The sequence below is a fragment of the Ruegeria arenilitoris genome (genome assembly GCF_013035425.1).
Lineage (GTDB): Bacteria > Pseudomonadota > Alphaproteobacteria > Rhodobacterales > Rhodobacteraceae > Ruegeria > Ruegeria arenilitoris_A.
The window spans coordinates 172,327-191,409 of record NZ_WQHX01000008.1 but is presented as its reverse complement, the minus strand read 5'-3'; the positions used below and the strand labels follow the sequence as shown (position 1 = coordinate 191,409).

At 46.9% G+C, this 19,083-nt stretch carries 14 protein-coding genes; 6 read left to right on the top strand and 8 right to left on the bottom strand.

Annotated elements, in window-relative coordinates:
- The first annotated feature begins 43 nt into the window (after positions 1-43).
- Positions 44-364, top strand: coding sequence for a thioredoxin (trxA, locus tag GOV45_RS19705; RefSeq protein WP_170481095.1), 321 nt, complete (start codon positions 44-46; stop codon positions 362-364).
- A gap of 420 nt (positions 365-784) precedes the next feature.
- On the opposite strand, the gene GOV45_RS19700 is transcribed toward trxA, so the two are convergent.
- Positions 785-3,244 (bottom strand): glycosyltransferase family 4 protein, encoded by a 2,460-nt coding sequence (locus GOV45_RS19700; protein ID WP_170481093.1) that lies wholly within the window; start codon positions 3,242-3,244, stop codon positions 785-787.
- Between the two features lie 332 nt (positions 3,245-3,576).
- On the opposite strand from GOV45_RS19700, the gene GOV45_RS19695 reads away from it, so the two are divergent.
- Positions 3,577-4,485 (top strand): methyltransferase domain-containing protein, encoded by a 909-nt coding sequence (locus GOV45_RS19695; protein ID WP_170481090.1) that lies wholly within the window; start codon positions 3,577-3,579, stop codon positions 4,483-4,485.
- A 1,093-nt stretch (positions 4,486-5,578) separates the two neighbouring features.
- On the opposite strand, the gene GOV45_RS19690 is transcribed toward GOV45_RS19695, so the two are convergent.
- Positions 5,579-5,827 carry a DUF1127 domain-containing protein gene (locus GOV45_RS19690; protein WP_367648701.1) on the bottom strand — a complete coding sequence of 83 codons (249 nt, stop codon included), beginning with the start codon at positions 5,825-5,827 and terminating at the stop codon, positions 5,579-5,581.
- 143 nt (positions 5,828-5,970) lie between these two features.
- Here GOV45_RS19690 and hslV point away from each other — a divergent pair, with 143 nt between their 5' ends.
- Positions 5,971-6,522 (top strand): ATP-dependent protease subunit HslV, encoded by a 552-nt coding sequence (gene hslV / locus GOV45_RS19685; protein ID WP_170481087.1) that lies wholly within the window; start codon positions 5,971-5,973, stop codon positions 6,520-6,522.
- Here the strand turns inward: hslV and GOV45_RS19680 are convergent.
- A complete protein-coding gene (locus GOV45_RS19680; RefSeq protein ID WP_170481083.1) occupies positions 6,519-7,760 on the bottom strand; it encodes an MFS transporter in 1,242 nt (413 codons plus the stop codon). The genes hslV and GOV45_RS19680 overlap by 4 nt on opposite strands.
- Before the next feature lie 191 nt (positions 7,761-7,951).
- On the opposite strand from GOV45_RS19680, the gene hslU reads away from it, so the two are divergent.
- Positions 7,952-9,259, top strand: a complete 1,308-nt coding sequence (hslU, locus tag GOV45_RS19675; protein ID WP_170481080.1) for an ATP-dependent protease ATPase subunit HslU — start codon at positions 7,952-7,954, stop codon at positions 9,257-9,259.
- A gap of 410 nt (positions 9,260-9,669) precedes the next feature.
- Here the strand turns inward: hslU and GOV45_RS19670 are convergent, their stop codons facing one another.
- From GOV45_RS19670 to GOV45_RS19655, 4 genes are all read right to left on the bottom strand, one after another.
- Positions 9,670-10,683, bottom strand: coding sequence for an NAD-dependent epimerase/dehydratase family protein (locus GOV45_RS19670; protein WP_170481077.1), 1,014 nt, complete (start codon positions 10,681-10,683; stop codon positions 9,670-9,672).
- Positions 10,684-11,532: 849 nt separating this feature from the next.
- Positions 11,533-12,615 (bottom strand): DegT/DnrJ/EryC1/StrS family aminotransferase, encoded by a 1,083-nt coding sequence (locus GOV45_RS19665; RefSeq protein ID WP_174823717.1) that lies wholly within the window; start codon positions 12,613-12,615, stop codon positions 11,533-11,535.
- A 4-nt stretch (positions 12,616-12,619) separates the two neighbouring features.
- Positions 12,620-13,672, bottom strand: coding sequence for an ankyrin repeat domain-containing protein (locus GOV45_RS19660; protein ID WP_170481073.1), 1,053 nt, complete (start codon positions 13,670-13,672; stop codon positions 12,620-12,622).
- Between the two features lie 47 nt (positions 13,673-13,719).
- Positions 13,720-14,673: a Gfo/Idh/MocA family oxidoreductase gene (locus GOV45_RS19655; RefSeq protein WP_170481070.1), complete on the bottom strand. Its 954-nt coding sequence runs from the start codon at positions 14,671-14,673 to the stop codon at positions 13,720-13,722.
- Between the two features lie 165 nt (positions 14,674-14,838).
- On the opposite strand from GOV45_RS19655, the gene GOV45_RS19650 reads away from it, so the two are divergent.
- Positions 14,839-16,341, top strand: coding sequence for a glycosyltransferase (locus GOV45_RS19650; protein WP_170481067.1), 1,503 nt, complete (start codon positions 14,839-14,841; stop codon positions 16,339-16,341).
- On the opposite strand, the gene wecB is transcribed toward GOV45_RS19650, so the two are convergent.
- Positions 16,338-17,411, bottom strand: coding sequence for a non-hydrolyzing UDP-N-acetylglucosamine 2-epimerase (gene wecB / locus GOV45_RS19645; protein ID WP_170481064.1), 1,074 nt, complete (start codon positions 17,409-17,411; stop codon positions 16,338-16,340). The genes GOV45_RS19650 and wecB overlap by 4 nt on opposite strands.
- A 246-nt stretch (positions 17,412-17,657) precedes the next feature.
- Here wecB and GOV45_RS19640 point away from each other — a divergent pair, with 246 nt between their 5' ends.
- On the top strand, positions 17,658-18,989 hold the full coding sequence (locus tag GOV45_RS19640; RefSeq protein WP_170481061.1) for a nucleotide sugar dehydrogenase: 1,332 nt from the start codon (positions 17,658-17,660) through the stop codon (positions 18,987-18,989).
- The last annotated feature ends 94 nt before the right edge of the window (positions 18,990-19,083 follow it).

The following is a 19,083-nucleotide window of genomic DNA, read 5'->3' as shown; positions in this document are numbered from 1 at the left end:
CATACGTTCACACTCCAAGCATTCCCCATTCAGGAGACAGAATATGTCGACCGTTGCTGTTACCGATGAGACATTTGACGCTGAAGTCAAAAATTCAGACGTCCCCGTAGTAGTAGATTTTTGGGCCGAATGGTGTGGCCCCTGCAAGCAAATCGGTCCCGCTCTTGAAGAATTAGCGACCGAATATGGCGGCAAGGTGAAAATCGCCAAGGTCGACGTGGACAGCAACCCAAATTCTGCCGCGGCCATGGGTGTGCGCGGAATTCCGGCGCTGTTTATTTTTAAAGACGGTCAAGTGGTTTCGAACCGAGCGGGAGCAGCGCCCAAGGCTGCGTTGCAAAGCTGGATTGAAGAATCCATTTGAACCGTTTTTGGCGACACAGGAGCAAAGGCGTCCATATCTGGACGCCTTTTTTGCTTGCGCCGAACATCGCTATAAACAAAGCGCAAAAGATTGTTTGCTCAAACTTGGGTCAGTTGCAGGCAGTCTGGTCTAGGGTTTCAAGAACTCTAAATTGGAGTTTCGGGCGCAAATTCGAGTAATCGCTTTGCATGCATGCAGTATGTCTTTTTCACCACCGGACACGCTGGTCACATTGATGCATGAGCTTGCAGTGTTTAACTTGGCGATTTATCGAAAGAAACTGCCTGCCTATTTGTGTCAGTTATTTCTTTGCTTATTCGCTTCTTAAAAAATCTAAATTATAAAGAATATCCGCAGCTTAAACCTGTCGATAGCACACAGCTTTTGCACGCCAATGTACTAGATTTAGCGCCAAATACATCACCTTACATTTGAGAATTTGGATGCTATGCGCCTAATTTGATCTGCTTTTCGTTTTAAGAACGGTTTCCTTTTCTTTTTCTTCTTTGGCTTGATTGAGTTTTTGTCTTCGGTCTTGACAGCAGCAATATCGCTTTTTGCCGCATTCTTTTTCGGTCTTGGTTTGATAGGAGCCATCTGTTGGTTGAGTAAGCTTACACAAGTGTCGATGTCTAAAGGAGAGTTGTCATCAAGAATCTCTTCATAGATTTCTTTATAGAGCTTTGCTACTCGGCGGTAATCATGAACCATCTCCACATAAGCCCTTCCAGACTGACCGAGCTCCTTCCTAAGGGACGGAGAGTTTAGCAACAAAGCAATATCGTCTTCCAAGGTCTCCATGCGTGTGGGAAAAAGGGGCGGCTTTTCAAAGTCTCCAACAAGGTCATCCCTAATGTACGACATAACAGGTTTGCCAAGTGCCATCCCCTCTACAGCCAGAACGCCGTACCAACCGATGCGTAGCTGATCAATAATTATGTCAGCGCTTTCATAACTCTCTTTTGCAAGTGCGTTTGACGTATTCTCGATTATTTCATAGTCAAACACCTCTCCCTTACGCTGAAGATTCGTAAGCGCCTCGATTATTCGTTCCGTACCCTTGATGTCTCGATTAGTCGGCGCATGCACAATCAAGGGGCGGGAATTTTTGCTCCCTGCTTCAATTTTCCATTCAGAAAGGTCTATGGCCCTTGGTACTATTTTCGCGTTAGGTACGTAGGTTAAAAGCTCGCGATCGATCACGGTTACAGCATTTGTAACCTTTTTTACAAACTCAAGGTATAGTTTTTGTCTTTCCTCGGCTTCACGTTCTTCTTGTGACGGTTCCGGCGAAAGCCAATGATAGGGTGATTTTTCTCGGAAAATACTGGGAATACGAGCCTCAGAACCTCTGAAATTAAACAAAGTCTTTTTGCCTGCGGCACGTAGGGAAATAAGGTCGGAGCCAGCTGGGAAGCGAAGGCTATTGCGTCCGGGAATAAAACTTCGAGCATAAAAATGAAAGATATCGTAATCTGGTGCGAAACGAGAGAAGGCCAAAAGACCTTGATCTCCTTCAATCTTGGAAAGGACCCGATGCGCTCGTACATCTAAAGGGGTTTTTTCGGGAATAGCGCGTACAGCATCAGCTCGGACCCCAAGCTTCCTCAGACCACTTACCGTCGCCCAAGGCTGCCCAGATGCACTGGTTAGTCCGTGAAATACACGATATTCTCCGTTACTTTGTCTTTGCTTGCTATTTTCCAATAGATCACGGTAGATTTTTTCAATCTTTTTATGCTGAGCCTCCCATGAAAATTCGGCTTTAAAATCGGCAGTTATGGACTCGCGATAGCTGGTATTGTCCCTCAGCACACACTTGCACTTCTCGGCCAGATCCACCGCATCACCGGAAGTGAACACCTCTCCTACGTTGTGGCGGCGAACAAACTGCGACATAGTCTCTACATCGCTTACAACAACAGGAAGATCGGCGTGTAAATAATCGAACAGTTTGTTAGGTAATGCTACCTCACTGTTCGGGTAACGCCGAATTGGGTGACACCCCAAATCGGCTGTTCGAAGAAAACGCGCAATTTGATCAACCGGTACGTAATCATGCATGTGAAGTCGAGAATCCACCCCAAGGTTTTTTGCCAGATCGCGTAACTCTTCGAAGGATTTGGGCCTGTTGGTTGTTATTGCGACGTGGACACCTTCCATGTGGCGCATTGCTTCTATCAATGTTGCCACTCCACGCTGTGGAGACGCGATACTACCGCTATAAACAATAAGGTCCTGGTCGAGCGGGACCCCAATTGCACTTCTAATATCTGAAATATCGGGGTCCAAGGTCGGACTTGCGACAGGAACATTTAGAATTACCTCCGGCCGCTCCGACAAAGTGTCATTCTCAATCAAATAATCGGCAATCCCATCACTTACTGTGGTGAGTTTATCGGGCTCCCTGATAAACTGTTCGTGCTGTTTTACGGCATATGAATGCAAGCCCTGAGGAATATTAGAGGCGCCAAGAGTGTATTCATGACAGTCGTGAAGCCACCTAGGGCTAACCTTTGAAGTCAGCAACTTCCTGATTAGCATGGCTCCGACACCAAGCCCGAACATATCATGCGTGTGGAGAATGTCGGGCGCAAAGTCTACAACGTACGGCTTAATAAGCTCAGCCGATCGATTTATGAACTCGTCCATATCTCGTGAGTTTGGGTCCGCGCTCCATTTACCCTCTGCTTTGAGCGATCTCTGGGGGTGTGGAATAAGAACAACGGTTACACCATCGACAACAAATTCTTCCATTTCTTTCGTTCGTGAGAACCCGAGGATCATCGCCTCACCAAGAATTGTTTTCCCCGACCGTGCTGTTTTCAACACGCGTCCATCATCACGAACGCTGTTCAAAACGATATTCATTACCCGCATGGCTGCTCCTAGAATACTTTTTAAGGTTGCCTATCTGAATACCGTCATTGCCGCAAGGCACCCAACGTGACTTGGAGCTGACAGCGCGCGAAACCTTCAAGCCTTGGTTTTTCCTTGTATTGGATGAAATAATAGTACTTCTGTAAATTCAAAATTGAACTAGCACTATCAAGCAATGACTATTCAAGCAGTCCAAGCTCAAAATTTTCTAATTTGGAAGACGGAACGGCATTGGCTTGTCAAAACGATTGCTCTAATGAGTCTTGATCAAGTGGCCGCTCTAAAAATGGAGTATTAAAGCTTTGCGAGACTTGAGACACTATTTTCGACCGTTGAGCTTGAAGAAGGTTTTGAAAGGCCTTTCCGGTCGTTCTCATTCGAGCCCTAGGGCACACTACGACACAGAATTGGAATCGAATCTCAATGCTGCGTTGAAGAAGAAACTTAGTTCTGCCCGGCAAGCCAACCAAAAATTAGAACAAAAGATCGCCGCAGTAAAAGATAGCAACACGAAATTAGGATTAAAAATCGTTGCTCAAAAAGGGAATAATGCAAAACTTGTTCAACAGAAAAAGCAACTCGAATCTCTTCTTGAAAGAGAAAAGAGGAAGGTTGAGAATTTGAGGTTTGGTAAACAAGAGGTAGATCCAATACAGCACAATTCCGAAGAGGGGATGGATAGTTTCTTTTCTGAAATTCGATCAGAAACACCTTATCTCAATTTTGGCATGGCTCTCAAAAAAAATTTTTCTAAGTGGTCTGTCACATTAGATGGCAAGTCAATTGCAGATGTTGGTACAGGGCCGGGAATTGCGCTCAGCGCGATCATAGAAGGAAGTGAGCCGCAAAGAATTGTTGGTTATGATTTTTCAGAAAGTGCGCTAAAATATGCCAAGAAACTTATTCCAAATGCTGTTTTCCACAAAAAGAACATTTTTGATCCTTTTGACGAAATGCATGATGTAGTTTTTTGCACCGAGGTGTTGGAACATCTCGAAAGGCCTAAAGATGCTCTGCAGAATGTTTTTAGTTCTGTTTCAGAGGGTGGTGTGCTTATTGTCTCTGTTCCCGACGGGAGAGTTGACTATTCCCGATACCACATAAACTTCTGGAGTCCAGAAAGTTGGAAAGCTTTTGTTTCAGATGCTTTGCCATCGTCTGAAATTGTCTATGATAGCTTTCGCGCAAGTAATAAGGCGCATTATGATGTATTGGTTGCGATAGCAAAACGGCAAAAATGACGGAGCTTATTGTTTTCGCTGGCCAGCCGAAGCTAACTATATCAGTTTCCAATAAAACCTAAACTTTCTAGAGATTTTGATTAATAACAGCAGTGTTCACACAAACTCTGGCGTATTTGCAGCATTTACGGAAAGCTGGAACCTTCGCAAAACCAAGCCTTTATCTTTATGAGCGGCCCGCCCGGGAACAGGCTTTCGGGCTTGTTCATGTAAAGGAACTGCGCGAGAAATAATACGGCGACAGCAAATATTGCTCTTGCGACAGTGGATTTTGGGGCTGCAATACTTATTTGGAAGCGCTGTTTCTAACAAAAGCGCGACTGCTCGCTAAGCTGCATAATAACATATCTATTATACTTCTTTTTATGAGTTTAGAAATTATCTAAGCGCAAGCTGGACATCTCGATCAAGTTTTTGCTCTGCGTAAAACACCCAGTGAATCAAACTATATCTACTCACAAATTCAGATATTAGTTGCAAACATTCTTATATCTATCACAGAACCTAAACGGTTCGTGTAACGTATGGTATCTCTAGCATAAATGGTTCCGTCGGACAGGCGAACTCAGGTGACGACCATTGCTCGAGCTGCATAGTAGACATATACGCTAGAAAGTTGAAGGCTGTCATAGCGGCCAACTCATACCATAAACTGCCTCCAACTCGGCCTCAATCCACGCCAATACACACTAATATTGCCGTGAGCACCTATTTTCTATGGGGAATCCTAAACTCAGCGTTTATCCGCATAGCCTTTTTGTGAACGTTAACCATCTGGCCCTACCTTGCTTCGCCACTTCAGAAACTAGCTCCTATTTGTTCTAAACCTGTTCGAAAAACCTGCAGGTTGGGTCAAAAAACAAAACGCCCCCTTCTGAAACTATAAGCCGCCGAAGACATTTCCTGGCAGGCCAAAAGTTCTCGCCAAAATTGCAGGTCGGAAGTCAATTGGGCAAGATTCCGACACCAACCATATTGTTACGGCCCTTTTGGCAGCGTTCCAAAAGCTCAATCAACTTCTGAACTTCAATCGGGTTCCAAGAGCCGCTCATACACCAGACGAAGGTCCCGGCCTTAAAGTCCAAACATGAAATTAGATCTTTGCGATTTCCGCGCGCTCCAGCCCAATATCTTCCAGCTGTGCGTCGGTGAGACCCGACAGAACTTTGCGAGTCTTACGGTTTTTGTTCCATTCGATCACTTCGTCGAAGGTGGTGGTAAACGCGTTCACTACGTGCAGGATGGTAGCTGCTCCGAGTGGTGCGTGTTTTGTTGCAGTTTGTGCCATTTGCGCATTCCCGCTTTCTGAAACAGCCGACCCATTGTCGGTTGTAAACTTCATCTAGTCCCGCACCCGCGGACCCACAAATGCTAGTCCAACAAACCCGAATTGCATTTTTTGCATATCTTTTGAGCAGTTTCAGAGCGGGTTGCGCCAACACCGTGACAGGCCCATATATAGCGACTGTAGTAACGGAGGCTTTAATGGCAGACAGCGATTTTCCCGGTTGGCATGGCACGACGATAATTGGTGTCAAAAAAGGCGATCAAGTCGTCATCGCCGGCGACGGTCAGGTGAGCCTTGGCCAAACCGTTATTAAGGGCACTGCGCGAAAGGTACGTCGCCTGTCACCAGGCGGGTTTGAAATCGTCGCAGGATTTGCCGGTTCTACTGCGGACGCGTTTACCCTTCTTGAAAGACTAGAGGCAAAGTTGGAGGCTACACCCGGGCAGCTGGCCCGTGCTTCGGTCGAACTGGCCAAAGACTGGCGCACGGATAAATACCTGCAAAAACTTGAGGCAATGCTTATCGTGACGGACGGTAAGGATCTTTTCGTCATAACCGGGGCAGGGGATGTGCTGGAACCAGAGCACAACGTTGCTGCCATCGGTTCAGGTGGAAACTTTGCCTTGGCCGCAGCGCGCGCAATGATGGAAAGCGAAAAGTCCGCCGAACAGGTGGCCCGTAGCGCCATGGCAATAGCCGCAGATATTTGCGTCTATACCAACGGGAACCTGACGGTAGAAACGATCTAGGCCAGCAGGGTCGAAATTTCTTTACCTTTCCATCGCCTTTGCATTCCGATCAGGCCCAGGACGGCAGCAGCGATTACGATATAGTAAGGCAGGCGGATATCGATACTCATTAATCCACCGCCGATCAAGGACATAACCCCGCCTGCCAAGCAGAAAACTGCAGTAGTAACGCCCATTACCCATCCTTGATCTGTCTCGCTGACAGCAGATGAGAACAGGCCCAGAAAAGTCGGGTACGACACGCCAAAGAAGAAATAGAAGAAAAAGACGGGGACGTAGCTCAGAACGCCGCTGGGACTGAATGTAAAGCCAAAGCCGCAGATCACCATAACAACCAACGAAGTATAGATAATCAGGTGTTTGCTGAAACGCTCTTGCGCAGGCTTCACAAGAAACGTACTGGAAAAAGCCAGCGCAATCCCGATAACCACCATTGCCATACTGCCGCCAATTACACCGTATCCCCATGCGCTGGTAAGGAAGTTATCTACAAAGACATAAAACGTAACGTTTGAAATCATGAACAGCGCATAAACAGGCAAGATTTTCAGAACCATAGGGTGTTCGCGAACTGCGATTAGGCTGTCAGTGACATCGCGCGGTCGAAAAACAAAAGCTGTTCGTTCAGTGCGCATATCTTTGAAAAAGAAAAGCACGAGGAAAATTGCGATCAAGACCAGAACAAAAGCGCCATAAAAGGGTGTCTTTAAGGTTGCAAAACTCCCCAGCAAGGCCGCGTCGGAAAGCACTGCTCCTATAATCGGCCCTCCGACCAATCCAAAGCTTACGCCCGTTATGATATACCCCATATTCCGATCCCGGTCGGCGGCATCAGTACTGCCATCTATCATTGCCGCCTGCGCAATCGGTTGGTTTCCGGCTGTGAAGCCCGTTATTGACCGGCCTATGATCAACATTAGTAGGCTATTGAGATACAGCGCTGCTATTGTCAGTGCATACCCTGCCAGTGCACCACCCAAACAGACCAGCAACGCATTTTTTCGTCCGATCGAATCTGACACCTTAGAGACGTAAACGACGCCAAGGAACCAGGACAGGAAGAAACACCCAATAACCAGCCCGTAATATAGATGGCGGGTTCCGACAGGAGTGCTTTCCGGCAAAAACCCGGACTTCGTTTCCATAATCAAAGAGTTGATTATCGGAAAGACCAGCCCTTGCCCAATCAGGTCCACGAACACGACAAACAGCAGGGTGATCTTCGCAATTTTTGTCATTTCCGTGCTCCTGGCCCTCAACACCTTGAAATCACTGTAACAGAGCGTGCTTAATTCGCCTAAGGAAAGGGTTTGCAAACCTGATGAGGCATTGCTAACCAACGCAGCCAAGAAAATTGATTTGGTTGTTTTCGCCTGCACCGTGATTACCTAAGCCGCAACCGACTCATGCCGACTGAAAGGACCGCCCTTTGACCGACCTAACCCCGCGCGAAATAGTCTCGGAACTTGACCGATTTATCATTGGTCAGAAGGATGCGAAGCGCGCGGTTGCCGTTGCACTGCGCAACCGCTGGCGGCGCAAGCAACTTCCGGACGATATCCGTGACGAGGTTTACCCGAAAAATATCCTGATGATCGGCCCTACGGGCGTCGGCAAGACCGAGATTAGCCGTCGACTGGCCAGATTGGCGCGCGCACCGTTCATTAAGGTTGAAGCAACTAAGTTCACCGAGGTGGGGTATGTAGGGCGCGACGTTGAACAGATCGTACGTGATCTCGTCGATGCGGCTATAATCCAAACCCGCGAAAACATGCGTGAGGACGTCAAAGCCCGCGCCCATCAAGCTGCCGAAGACAGGGTTATTGCCGCAATTGCTGGAGAAGATGCCCGCGAGTCAACGCGCGAGATGTTCCGCAAGAAACTCAAGGCCGGCGAGTTAGACGAAACGGAGATCGAATTGGAGCTAGCGGATACTTCAAACCCGATGCCGATGTTCGACATTCCGGGTCAACCCGGCAGCCAAATGGGAATGATGAACCTTGGCGATATTTTCGGCAAAGCTTTTGGCGGGCGGACGGTGAAACGTCGCATGACCGTTGCTGATAGTTACGACGCGTTGATTGGTGAAGAGGCCGATAAGCTGTTGGATGATGAGATTGTAACACGCACGGCCCTTGAATCCGTCGAGCAGAACGGAATTGTGTTTCTGGATGAGATCGACAAGGTGTGCGCACGCTCCGACGCCCGCGGCGGTGACGTCAGTCGTGAAGGTGTTCAGCGCGATTTACTGCCACTTATCGAGGGAACGACTGTTTCAACAAAGCATGGACCAGTCAAAACCGACCATATCCTGTTCATCGCCAGTGGCGCGTTTCACATAGCCAAACCTTCAGATTTACTTCCAGAACTTCAGGGTCGTCTACCGATCCGTGTCGAGCTGCGGGCACTGACCGAAGAAGATTTTGTGCGCATCCTGACCGAAACCGACAATGCCCTTACCCTTCAATACACGGCGTTGATGGGCACGGAAGATGTCACCGTCAGCTTTAGCGAAGACGGCATCGCCGCGCTTGCCCGTATCGCGGCTGACGTAAACCAAAGTATTGAGAACATCGGTGCACGACGGCTTTATACTGTGATGGAACGGGTCTTCGAAGAACTCTCGTTTGCCGCCCCTGACAAAGCTGGATCCGAAGTTTTGGTCAACGCGCAATTTGTCAGCGACAATTTGGGCGAGTTGACGAAGTCTACAGACCTTAGCCGTTACGTTCTTTAACCTGAAACAGCGTCTTTCGGTGCAGCCTCTGTTCGAACTCTATCGCTCTGGGCGTTGTTTCAGATTTAGCTAGATTAGCCTTAGGTCTAGTTAGGCTCCTCCCGGCGAGCGCAACCCCAACGGATTGATCAAAATAGCGCCATCCGAAACATGGAAAACTCAGATTAGTTCGACGAAAACCTATTCGGGATTATTTTTATTTCGTGAAAAGTTAGAGCCGCATCGTTCAGCAATCCTACTAAAACGTGTTGCGTCAAGCGTCCTTTTTCACGGTAAGATATAATAAAACAGTGGTCCGCCTCTTGGCTGGTTGGTTTCCAGACGGCAGTTTGAAATTCGATAATATTGTCGAAACTGAAATTCCAGATTTGGGCTTCAAACGCAAAAAAAACCTCAAAATCCAAAAAACCTTACTTGTCGTAGTACTCTCGATACCAATCCACAAATTTACGAATGCCGTCTTTAAAGTCCGTATGGGGTCGATAACCTGTTAATTGTTTCAAAAGGTAGGTGTTAGCCCAGGTTGCCGGAACATCCCCAAGCTGCATGTCCATGTAATTCCGGATCGCCTTCTTTCCGAGACTCTCTTCGATTGCATCAATAAAATCTAAAAGTCGGATTTTTTCCGAGTTGCCAATGTTAACAATACGAAAGGGTGCCACCGGACTTAGGCTGTCAAACTCTTCGATATCCTCCCTACATTTAGGGCGAACGGGGACAGTTTTGATCAGGAGGGAAATAGCCCGTACCAAGTCATCCACGTATGTGAAATCACGGTACATATTTCCGTGATTGTAAACATCGATAGGTCGATCATCTAGGATAGCCTCTACAAATTTAAAGAAGGCGAGGTCGGGTCGTCCCCATGGGCCATAGACAGTGAAGAAGCGAAACATCGTTGTCGGCAAATCCCATAGATGGGCGTAGGTGTGTCCCATGCTCTCATTCGCCTTTTTGGTAGCTGCGTAGATCGTTAGCTGGGTATCAGCCTTTTCACGCTCATCATAGGGCATGTTGGTGTTTGCACCGTAAACAGACGAGGTTGACGCCATTAGAAGATGATTGACTTTGTGACGCCGCGCCGCCTCCATAACATTAAATGTCCCTAGGATGTTTCCATTGATATATTCACGGGGGTTTTCAAGGCTGTACCTGACACCAGCTTGCGCAGCCAGGTGCACAATGACGTCAGGTTTAAATTGGTCCGCAACTTCATCAAATCTTGCGGTATTCTCCAACATTTCTTCATCACACGAAAAATTTTGATTTTGTAAAAGCAACGCATGGCGGTGCTTCTTTAACCGGACATCGTAATACTCGGTCATCCCATCGTAGCCAAAAACCTTGTCACCGTTTGCGAGAAGCAGATTGGCTAGATGAAAACCGATAAAGCCGGCGGTGCCTGTGATCAGGATCTTTTGCACGATAATAAGGCCTCAAATTGGTCAACAGCGCATTCTTCATTACCACTAAGGCAAATTGGCGCCTCAACTACAATAACTAAGCTAGCGCCCAACGTTTCGGTTGTTCACATCTACTGGTCTGTTTAGCAATTCGACCTGTCTCACTAAAGATCACTTTGTGCTTCATGCGCTATGATCTGAATTTCGCGGCCAGTTTTCAATGATAATTGAAGCGTTTTTTATCTATGACGCACTGCCTTTAGATGTAACTAAATGGGCAGGGCTGCGGTCCAATTTTTCAAGTTTCTAACCGGCCAAAGTAACATTGATTCGATTCTTAATCATTGTGTTCGCGAGGTCTTTGCGCCACTGGTAGCTACTAAGCGACTTTCGACATCAGGCGGCAGCTACAACTCAGTCAGTGAGCAATTAGGATTCCGTCTTCAAAGTGCTCCTTGAAAGTCCATTACTCTCCATCAACGGACGCGCAGTAAAGCCTAGCCTGCCCTTAGATATAGGATACACTGCGTCGCCGATTAAGTTGCCGAAAGGCGGTTGAAATAAGAAATTCTATCTCGAAAAGAATTTGAAACTGGATAACTATCTGGATTGTCTTTCTGAATGAGATAGTAAATGCGCGCCAGGGCATGATGTAGAAGATACGACTTCTTCCAGAATACGGAATCTTACCGGATAGGGCGAAGCCTTATTAACGGAAAACGGGAATCCGCAATTTTTCTTGTCAGGACCATTTAGGCTTATGATGTGAGATGTTTTGAAACTCAAATATGGTCACACAACTTAAATTAGCCCCAAAAACTGTCTTCAGCGATGACGCACGCCATACAGTAACTACAATTTTGCAAACTATCATAACGCACGCCTAAGTGCATCCACAACCTGTTCCTGTGTAGAAAGATCCAAATAGGGATGCATGGGCAGGCTAATAACCTGGGCCGATGCAGCATCTCCAACTGGCAGATCTGCTCCCGGGTTCGAAACCGCAGGTTGTTTGTTCAATGGCAGCGGGTAGTGAACCGCGGTAGGTATTCCCTCTTCAGTGAGCTTAGCCTGAACAGCTTCTCTGTTCTTCACGCGAATGGTGTACTGCGCCCAGGCGCTGGAAGCGCCCTTGATCAGTTCCGGAGCAGACAAACCAATTTCCTTCAGCAAGGCCCTATATCGACCAGCAACCTCGCCTCGCATTGAAAGCTCTTCTTCGAAAACACTAAGCTTGCAGAGCAATATTGCGGCCTGCAATGTATCTAAACGGCTGTTGACTCCGATCCGTATGTGGTGGTAGCGCCTGTCTTGACCATGTCTTGCAATTTGGCGAATTTTGACGCTAAGCTCCTGATCCGAGGTAAAGACTGCTCCACCATCACCATAGCAACCCAAAGGTTTGGATGGGAAAAAGCTAGTACAGGAAATCGTTGAAAGGTTTCCGGAACGCTTTCCGTTCAAAGACGCACCAAAACTTTGTGCGGCATCCTCGATTACGGGAATTTTGTGAGATTGGGCAATCTTATTTATCGCCTCGAAGTCTGCAGGCTGCCCGTATAGCGAAACAGGAATTATGGCTTTCGTCTGTGGCGTTACTGCGGCTTCAAGTTTCGTTGCATCTAGATTATACGTCTGCGGATTGATATCGACATAGACTGGCGATGCTCCGAGAACACAGGCGGCTTCTGCCGTAGCTATATAAGAGAATCCGGGAGTTATGACCTCGTCGCCCGGCCCCACCCCAAGCGCCATCAATGCGACTTGCAGAGCGTCTGTACCATTTGCGCAAGTTATACAATATTTGGCGCCCGAGAATACTGCCAATTTTTGCTCCAGTTCGGCAACCTCAGGACCAAGGATGTACTTCCCGTGAGACAGCACGCTTGCGATACTAGCATCCAGTTCGTCTTTGATACGACTTTGTTGTTTCTTTAGGTCGATAAACTGCATCACTTCACAAATTCTCTTTCCCCTGAAAGTACCGAATCAGATGCTTTGCGCCCGCCTGCTCCACGTAATCTAGTACACTTAGCCCATGCATGTCCTTACGTTGAAAATCTGCGCCATTTTCTATCAACTGATTCAACAAATCATGTTTTGCATCCGGCTTTTCCATTAACGCGGTTTTAGCGTACATCAGTACGGTCGTGCCATTGCGTCCGGTCGCGTTAGGATTGGCCCCAAGATTTAACAATAGTTCAACTAGGTCAACGTGCTGATGGAAAGCAGCCATTATTAGCGGTGTCCACCCTTCAGCTGTTCGTTCCTCTAAAAGATCGGGTTGCTCAATAAGAATTCTTGAGACCGATTCAATGTCGCCAAACTCGCAAGAGCTCCGCAACTTCTCAAAACTCTGAGCGCGAAAGCGGTTGGCTCGCCATCTAGGGAACCGAAGCAGCATCTCCCATTTCTCTTGGGGTTCCATCGGTTCGTTCTTTTGTGGACGGTTAAGCTTTTCTGGGTTCAAAGCGGCATTTTTCCATTGCTGGATAAAGCTTCGTAGAGCAATGATCTGTGCTCGGTATGTATTTTCCTGAACGACTTCAGGACTATCGGTCAAGGAAACCTTTACAGGTTCAAATGCGAGAAATTGCCCCGCATCCACCCTGGGGTCGATCAAGTGCGTGGTTATGCCTGCGTCAACGTTGTTCTTTATGGTATAATAAAAAGCGTCGAGACCAGATGTTTCCGGAATCATGCCAGGGTGAAAGTTCACGATGCCCTGTTTAAAAGTTTCAATCACCTGCCGTTTTAAGATGCGTGCTCCTGAGATAATACCCAACTCTAAATTGTGTGCCAAAGCTAGTTCTGATATTCCGTCAATATCATTATGTTGCATTGCCACAAATTTGAAACCCAGACGATTGCAAAGGTCCTCTGTATCGATTGGGGGAATCGAATTGAGTGTACGCGAAAAGTAAACCGTTCGGTCCATTTCTGGAAGTTTTTGGAACGGTGCTCCAATTACGGTTACGTCGCGCATACCCTCCAGCGCCAACTCAATCAAAAAGTCTTGGGATTTTCGGTGAGGAAAGGCATAGGCAAATACGCCAATCATGAGACTGCGCCGGTCACTAACTTTGGATGCCGCTCACCTTTTGTTGAGTCAATCTTCGCATTACGAATTTTGCTCACCATCTCAATCGCAGCCCAGTTTTCGTTTAGCCCGAAACCATTACCGGACAGAATCTCTTCATAGCTGCGGGTGTGCAAATCTGCAAATCCGCCAGAGAACTCGATTTCCTTGTCGTCGATGGTTATTGACCGGTAAGTTCGAGCGCCATTATTGCGGGCCTCTGTTGGAACGTCATTTTCATCCAAGGACAGGAACCAACGACACCGAGCGTGTTCGAATTCTAGATAGCCTGCCGCTTTAGTCGGGTCATTGAGGTGAACATTGTTTTCTTGAAGATCGCCAAAAAGAAAGTACAGCATGTCATAGAAATGCACACCGATATTCGTGGCAATACCACCAGATTTACGCGTGTCGCCCTTCCAACTTTCCAGATACCAGCGTCCTCGTGAAGTAATATAAGTAAGATCGACTTCGTGCTTAGTATCGGTTTCGCTACTCTTTATTTTCTGACGCAGCGCAACAATCGATGGATGAACACGCAATTGCAGGATTGTATTGACCTTCTGGCCTGTTTCATTCTCGACGACCTGTAAGCCATCAATATCCTCAGGATTGAGAACTAGCGGTTTTTCACAGATCGCATCCGCGCCTGAACGAAGTGCAAACCGCATATGACTATCATGGAGATAGTTAGGCGAACAAATTGAGACATAATCTATTTTGTCAGTTTTTTTGTCACGTAATATGTTGACGTATCGGTCAAACCGTTCAAACTCAGTAAAAAAGTGGGCTTCTGGAAAGTAGCTATCAATGATTCCGACCGAGTCACTGGGGTCTAACGCTGCAAGTAAATTATTTTGTGTGTCTGCAATCGCTTTCATGTGGCGTGGAGCGATATAGCCAGCAGCTCCTATCAAGGCAAAATTGCTCATCTATACTCTTCCAGTTCGAATGGACCCAATCACTGCGAATTCAAGAAATTTACTGGGATGTCAATAGCACATCGGCCTCAAACATCTCTTTATTCGATCTGGAAACACGGATCTGCCTCTGATAGAGCGCGTTAATGCCCATTCAATTTCATCGGTCAACTTACAATGCCTGTTTCTAATACAGAAAATCCAAAGACGATCTTCTGCTTGACATACCATGAGATAACAGCGGATGCGCGAGTGCTTAAAGAGGCGAGAGCCCTGCAATCAGCTGGCCATAACGTTCAAGTTTTCTGCGATTGGCCCGAAGGCTTTTCCCAGGTGGCTTGCATAGACGGCATTCAAGTGAAACGCTTCAACTGGCAGTCTCCTGAGTTTATCAGCGCCAAAACACTTGACCCGTTTTTTTTTGTTGATCGGATTTCTGAAGAGGTAAACAGGCGTTTTGTTCCATATATGAGGAGCGCCGATCTACTAAACAAATCAAAAAGCTGGGCAGAAAGGATTGTTACGCCAGAGCAAGTACAAGTTTTGGATCCAAATTACTATAAACACTTTGAGGGAACAGAACGGAGGCGGCGGAAAATTAGGCACAAATCTCTGTATTATAAAACTTTGCTGAAGCACGGATTCGGACACAATTCAAAGAAGCTAAAAACACTAATGTCCGGAGAACGGGAACTGAAGAAACGGAGGCGCGAGCTCTATCAATTGTGCTCATTAATCTTTGCTAATAATTTACTCAACTTGAAGTTTGACGAAGCTCCGGACGTGATACACGCTCATGATATATATTGTCTGCCGGCCGGTGTAGTTCTCGCCAAACATTATAATGCAAAACTTGTATATGATGCTCATGAATACGAGCCGGCTCGGGCAACTAACAACCCTTCAGATGGGTCGAATTTTGCTGAAAAGCTTGAGGATGATTGCCTCGCTTATGTCGATCATATGATCACGGTTTCACCTTCATTTGCAGACTTTTATTCCAAGCGTTTCAAATCTAGTCCTACGCTTATATTCAACGCACCAGAAATAGATCCAAATTTCATCAAAAAGAGAAAAGCCGAAGCTTTAGATCAGCTTTCAGTACGTGCTAAATCCCATGTTTCTGACGATACACCCTTGGTGGTATTTACCGGCGGTATCCAAATGTCGCATCGTGGCATGGACAAAGTCCTTGAGGCTTTAGTTTATTTGCCAAAGGTGCATTTGGCCACAATGGGGCCCCGACACAAAGAAAACGACGCGTGGTTTTTAAAAATTGCTCGTGATCTCGGCATAAGTCAAAGGGTAACGTTGCTTCCGCCTGTGGCAGCCCCGGACGTACCGGTGGCCATCAGCACTGCTGACCTTGCGATATGTCCGTTTCAAGATGTCTCAAAGAACCACCGGTACGCTATGCCTAACAAACTTTTTGAAGCTGCCTTTGCGGGTATTCCAATCTGCCTTTCAGATCTTCCTGAGATGCGGCGGTTTGCTGAAGAACTAGGTTTTGGCCGGACGATGGACCAAACCGACCCAAAGTGTATTGCCCAAGCGATCGAGGATGTACTTGATCATCCAGAGAGCTACCGAATGACCCCCGAGAATGCAGACAATCTATGGACCAACTACAGCTGGCCCGCTCAGGTAGCAAAGCTGATTGCCCTCTACGACGATATTTAAAATTTTGAAGCCAAAATCCGGGCGATCTGCTTCGATGCAGATCCGTCACCGTAGATTTCAATTGGGTCGCCTTTGCTCCCAATTGCGCTTAGGATCTTACCCTCGATGTCAGGTTCCGAAGGAGGTACAATTTTATTCCAGCCGCTATCAACAAGCTCAACCCATTCAGTCTCGGTTCGAAGCGTAACACATGGAACGCCATAAAAGTAAGCCTCCTTTTGGACACCGCCAGAGTCGGTTACAACCAACAGCGAGTTGCTCTCCAGTGCAACCATATCTAAATATCCTACCGGCTCTATAGTTTGGACGTTATTGAGTTGGCGCCCCATTTCTGACAACCTAGCTGCCGTGCGAGGGTGCAAAGGTAAAACAACCGGGTAGTGCTTCGCCACGGCTTCAAGACTGTCAACTATATTTGAAAGAATATTTGGCGAGTCTGTGTTTTCAGCCCTGTGTATGGTCGCAAGGATGTATCCTTTTCCGCTGAGCCCTAGCGCGCTCAAAACATTTGATTTTTCCTTTGCGCTCTCACGAAACTGTAATGCAGCATCATACATTACATCGCCGACATTGAAAATCTTATCGTTAGAAATGTTCTCATTTCGCAAGTTTTGGACTGCTTCATCAGACGTAGTAAAGAGCAGGTCGGAAACATGATCTGTAAGGACCCTGTTTATCTCTTCCGGCATCATTTGATTGAAAGAGCGTAAGCCCGCTTCTATGTGAGCAACAGGGATATGGAGTTTTGCCGCAACAAGGGCACCCGCCAAAGTTGAATTTGTATCGCCAAACACGACAAGCACGTCAGGCTTGATTTCTTGGATAACCGGTTCGAGTTTCTGCATCATCAAGCCGGTCATAGCACCGTGGCCACTCAAGTTTACAGAAAGGTTAAATTCCGGTTTAGTCATGTCCAATTCGTCAAAAAACACTCCGGACATAGACTTGTCATAGTGCTGTCCAGTATGAATCAAAATCTCTTGGATGCCTTCAATTGAACTGAGTGCCTTGCTAACTGGCGCAAGTTTAATAAATTGTGGGCGGGCCCCGACTACTACTGCAATTTTCACGGTTGCTCCAAATTCTAACTTCCTTCCGTACCTGCGCTAGCACATCGTCAGTTTGCTTTCTACGGATATGTGAACTCGATATATCTCCGGCAATTTATTTGTTGATCATACAACTTTTAACAATATTAAAACGCTTGAATGCCAAATACTCGTTGCCTTTTTGTTTGAAGGTGCTTAGAGCGGTCCGGCCCCTGATGCAGGTTGGGGCAAGCTTCTTTAATGAAATAGTGGCCCAGAGACAAAATAATGAGCAACCTTCAAATAAAACAGAAATCACTTAGTCTTTTGCTAAAGAAGCTTGCAGACAAAGAGGCAGTGATTGGGATCGTTGGGCTGGGTTACGTTGGCCAACCGCTGGCTCTAAGGTACTCGGAGATCGGATATCGGGTGCTCGGTTTCGACCTTGATGCAACGAAAATCAAAGAGTTGAATGCGGGCCACAGTTCTATCGAACACATTTCGGACGAACGCGTTGCAAATGCCCGCCAGAACGGCTTTGAGGCTACTGCGGATTTCTCAAGAATCGGCGAGGCAGACGGCATTATGTTGTGTGTTCCAACCCCACTCAATCAGTATCGGGAGCCCGATCTAAGCTTTGTTACGGACACATGCGATCAGATCGCAGACTATCTTCGTCCTGGGCAGGTAGTTGCTTTGGAAAGCACGACATATCCAGGCACGACCAAAGAAGAAGTGTTGCCTCGCATTCAAAAAAAGGGCCTCGAAGTTGGTAAGGATATCTTTGCCGTTTACTCGCCGGAACGAGAAGATCCAGCCAACGCGGAATTCTCTACCAACACAATTCCTAAAGTTGTTGGCGGGCATACCAAGGATTGTCTTACTGCAGGTCTGGCGCTGTACGACAGGGCCATAGATAAGCTCGTTCCTGTTAGCTCGACAGAAACGGCTGAAATGACCAAGCTTCTAGAAAATATCCATCGAGCTGTGAATATTGGTCTTGTTAATGAAATGAAGATCGTCGCAGACCGTATGGGTATCGATATTTTTGAAGTAATCGAGGCGGCCGCAACCAAGCCTTTCGGTTTCACCCCATATTTTCCTGGCCCAGGTCTTGGTGGGCATTGCATTCCAATCGACCCGTTTTATCTAACCTGGAAAGCGCGTGAATTCGGGATCAATACCCGGTTCATAGAATTGGCCGGAGAGGTCAATACTGCGATGCCAAACTATGTGTTTGGCAAGCTATCCGAAGCGCTTAACAACCAGTGCAAGTCAGTTAAAGGAAGCAAAATAATGATTTTGGGCGTAGCGTATAAGAAGAATGTCGACGATATGCGCGAGAGCCCTTCTGTTACCCTGATGGAGCTAATCCGAGACGGCGGAGGTACACTCAGTTACTCCGATCCACACGTTCCACAGTTCCCAAAAATGCGGGAACACTTCTTTGATCTAACTTCGACTGAATTGAATCCTCAAATATTGTCCGAACAGGACGCTGTCATCCTCGCGACGGACCACGATAACTTTGATTACGAATTGATAGAAAAACATGCCCAGATAATTATTGATACTCGTGGCAAATACCGCATCGGAACACGTAACATTGTTCGCGCCTAGCTGTTTGTATGCTATGGCATTGCTTGGTGTTCTATCATTTATTCATTCCTGAGAAAACTAAACTTTTGGAGCGAACTTTAGCCACTTTTAATCA

Excerpts from the sequence above, each read along its gene's own strand:
- trxA (WP_170481095.1), top strand. The coding sequence starts at position 44 with ATGTCGACCGTTGCTGTTACCGATGAGACATTTGACGCTGAAGTCAAA.
- GOV45_RS19700 (WP_170481093.1), bottom strand. The coding sequence starts at position 3,244 with ATGCGGGTAATGAATATCGTTTTGAACAGCGTTCGTGATGATGGACGC.
- GOV45_RS19690 (WP_367648701.1), bottom strand. The coding sequence starts at position 5,827 with ATGAAGTTTACAACCGACAATGGGTCGGCTGTTTCAGAAAGCGGGAAT.
- hslV (WP_170481087.1), top strand. The coding sequence starts at position 5,971 with ATGGCAGACAGCGATTTTCCCGGTTGGCATGGCACGACGATAATTGGT.
- GOV45_RS19680 (WP_170481083.1), bottom strand. The coding sequence starts at position 7,760 with ATGACAAAAATTGCGAAGATCACCCTGCTGTTTGTCGTGTTCGTGGAC.
- GOV45_RS19665 (WP_174823717.1), bottom strand. The coding sequence starts at position 12,615 with ATGCAGTTTATCGACCTAAAGAAACAACAAAGTCGTATCAAAGACGAA.
- GOV45_RS19655 (WP_170481070.1), bottom strand. The coding sequence starts at position 14,673 with ATGAGCAATTTTGCCTTGATAGGAGCTGCTGGCTATATCGCTCCACGC.
- GOV45_RS19650 (WP_170481067.1), top strand. The coding sequence starts at position 14,839 with ATGCCTGTTTCTAATACAGAAAATCCAAAGACGATCTTCTGCTTGACA.
- GOV45_RS19640 (WP_170481061.1), top strand. The coding sequence starts at position 17,658 with ATGAGCAACCTTCAAATAAAACAGAAATCACTTAGTCTTTTGCTAAAG.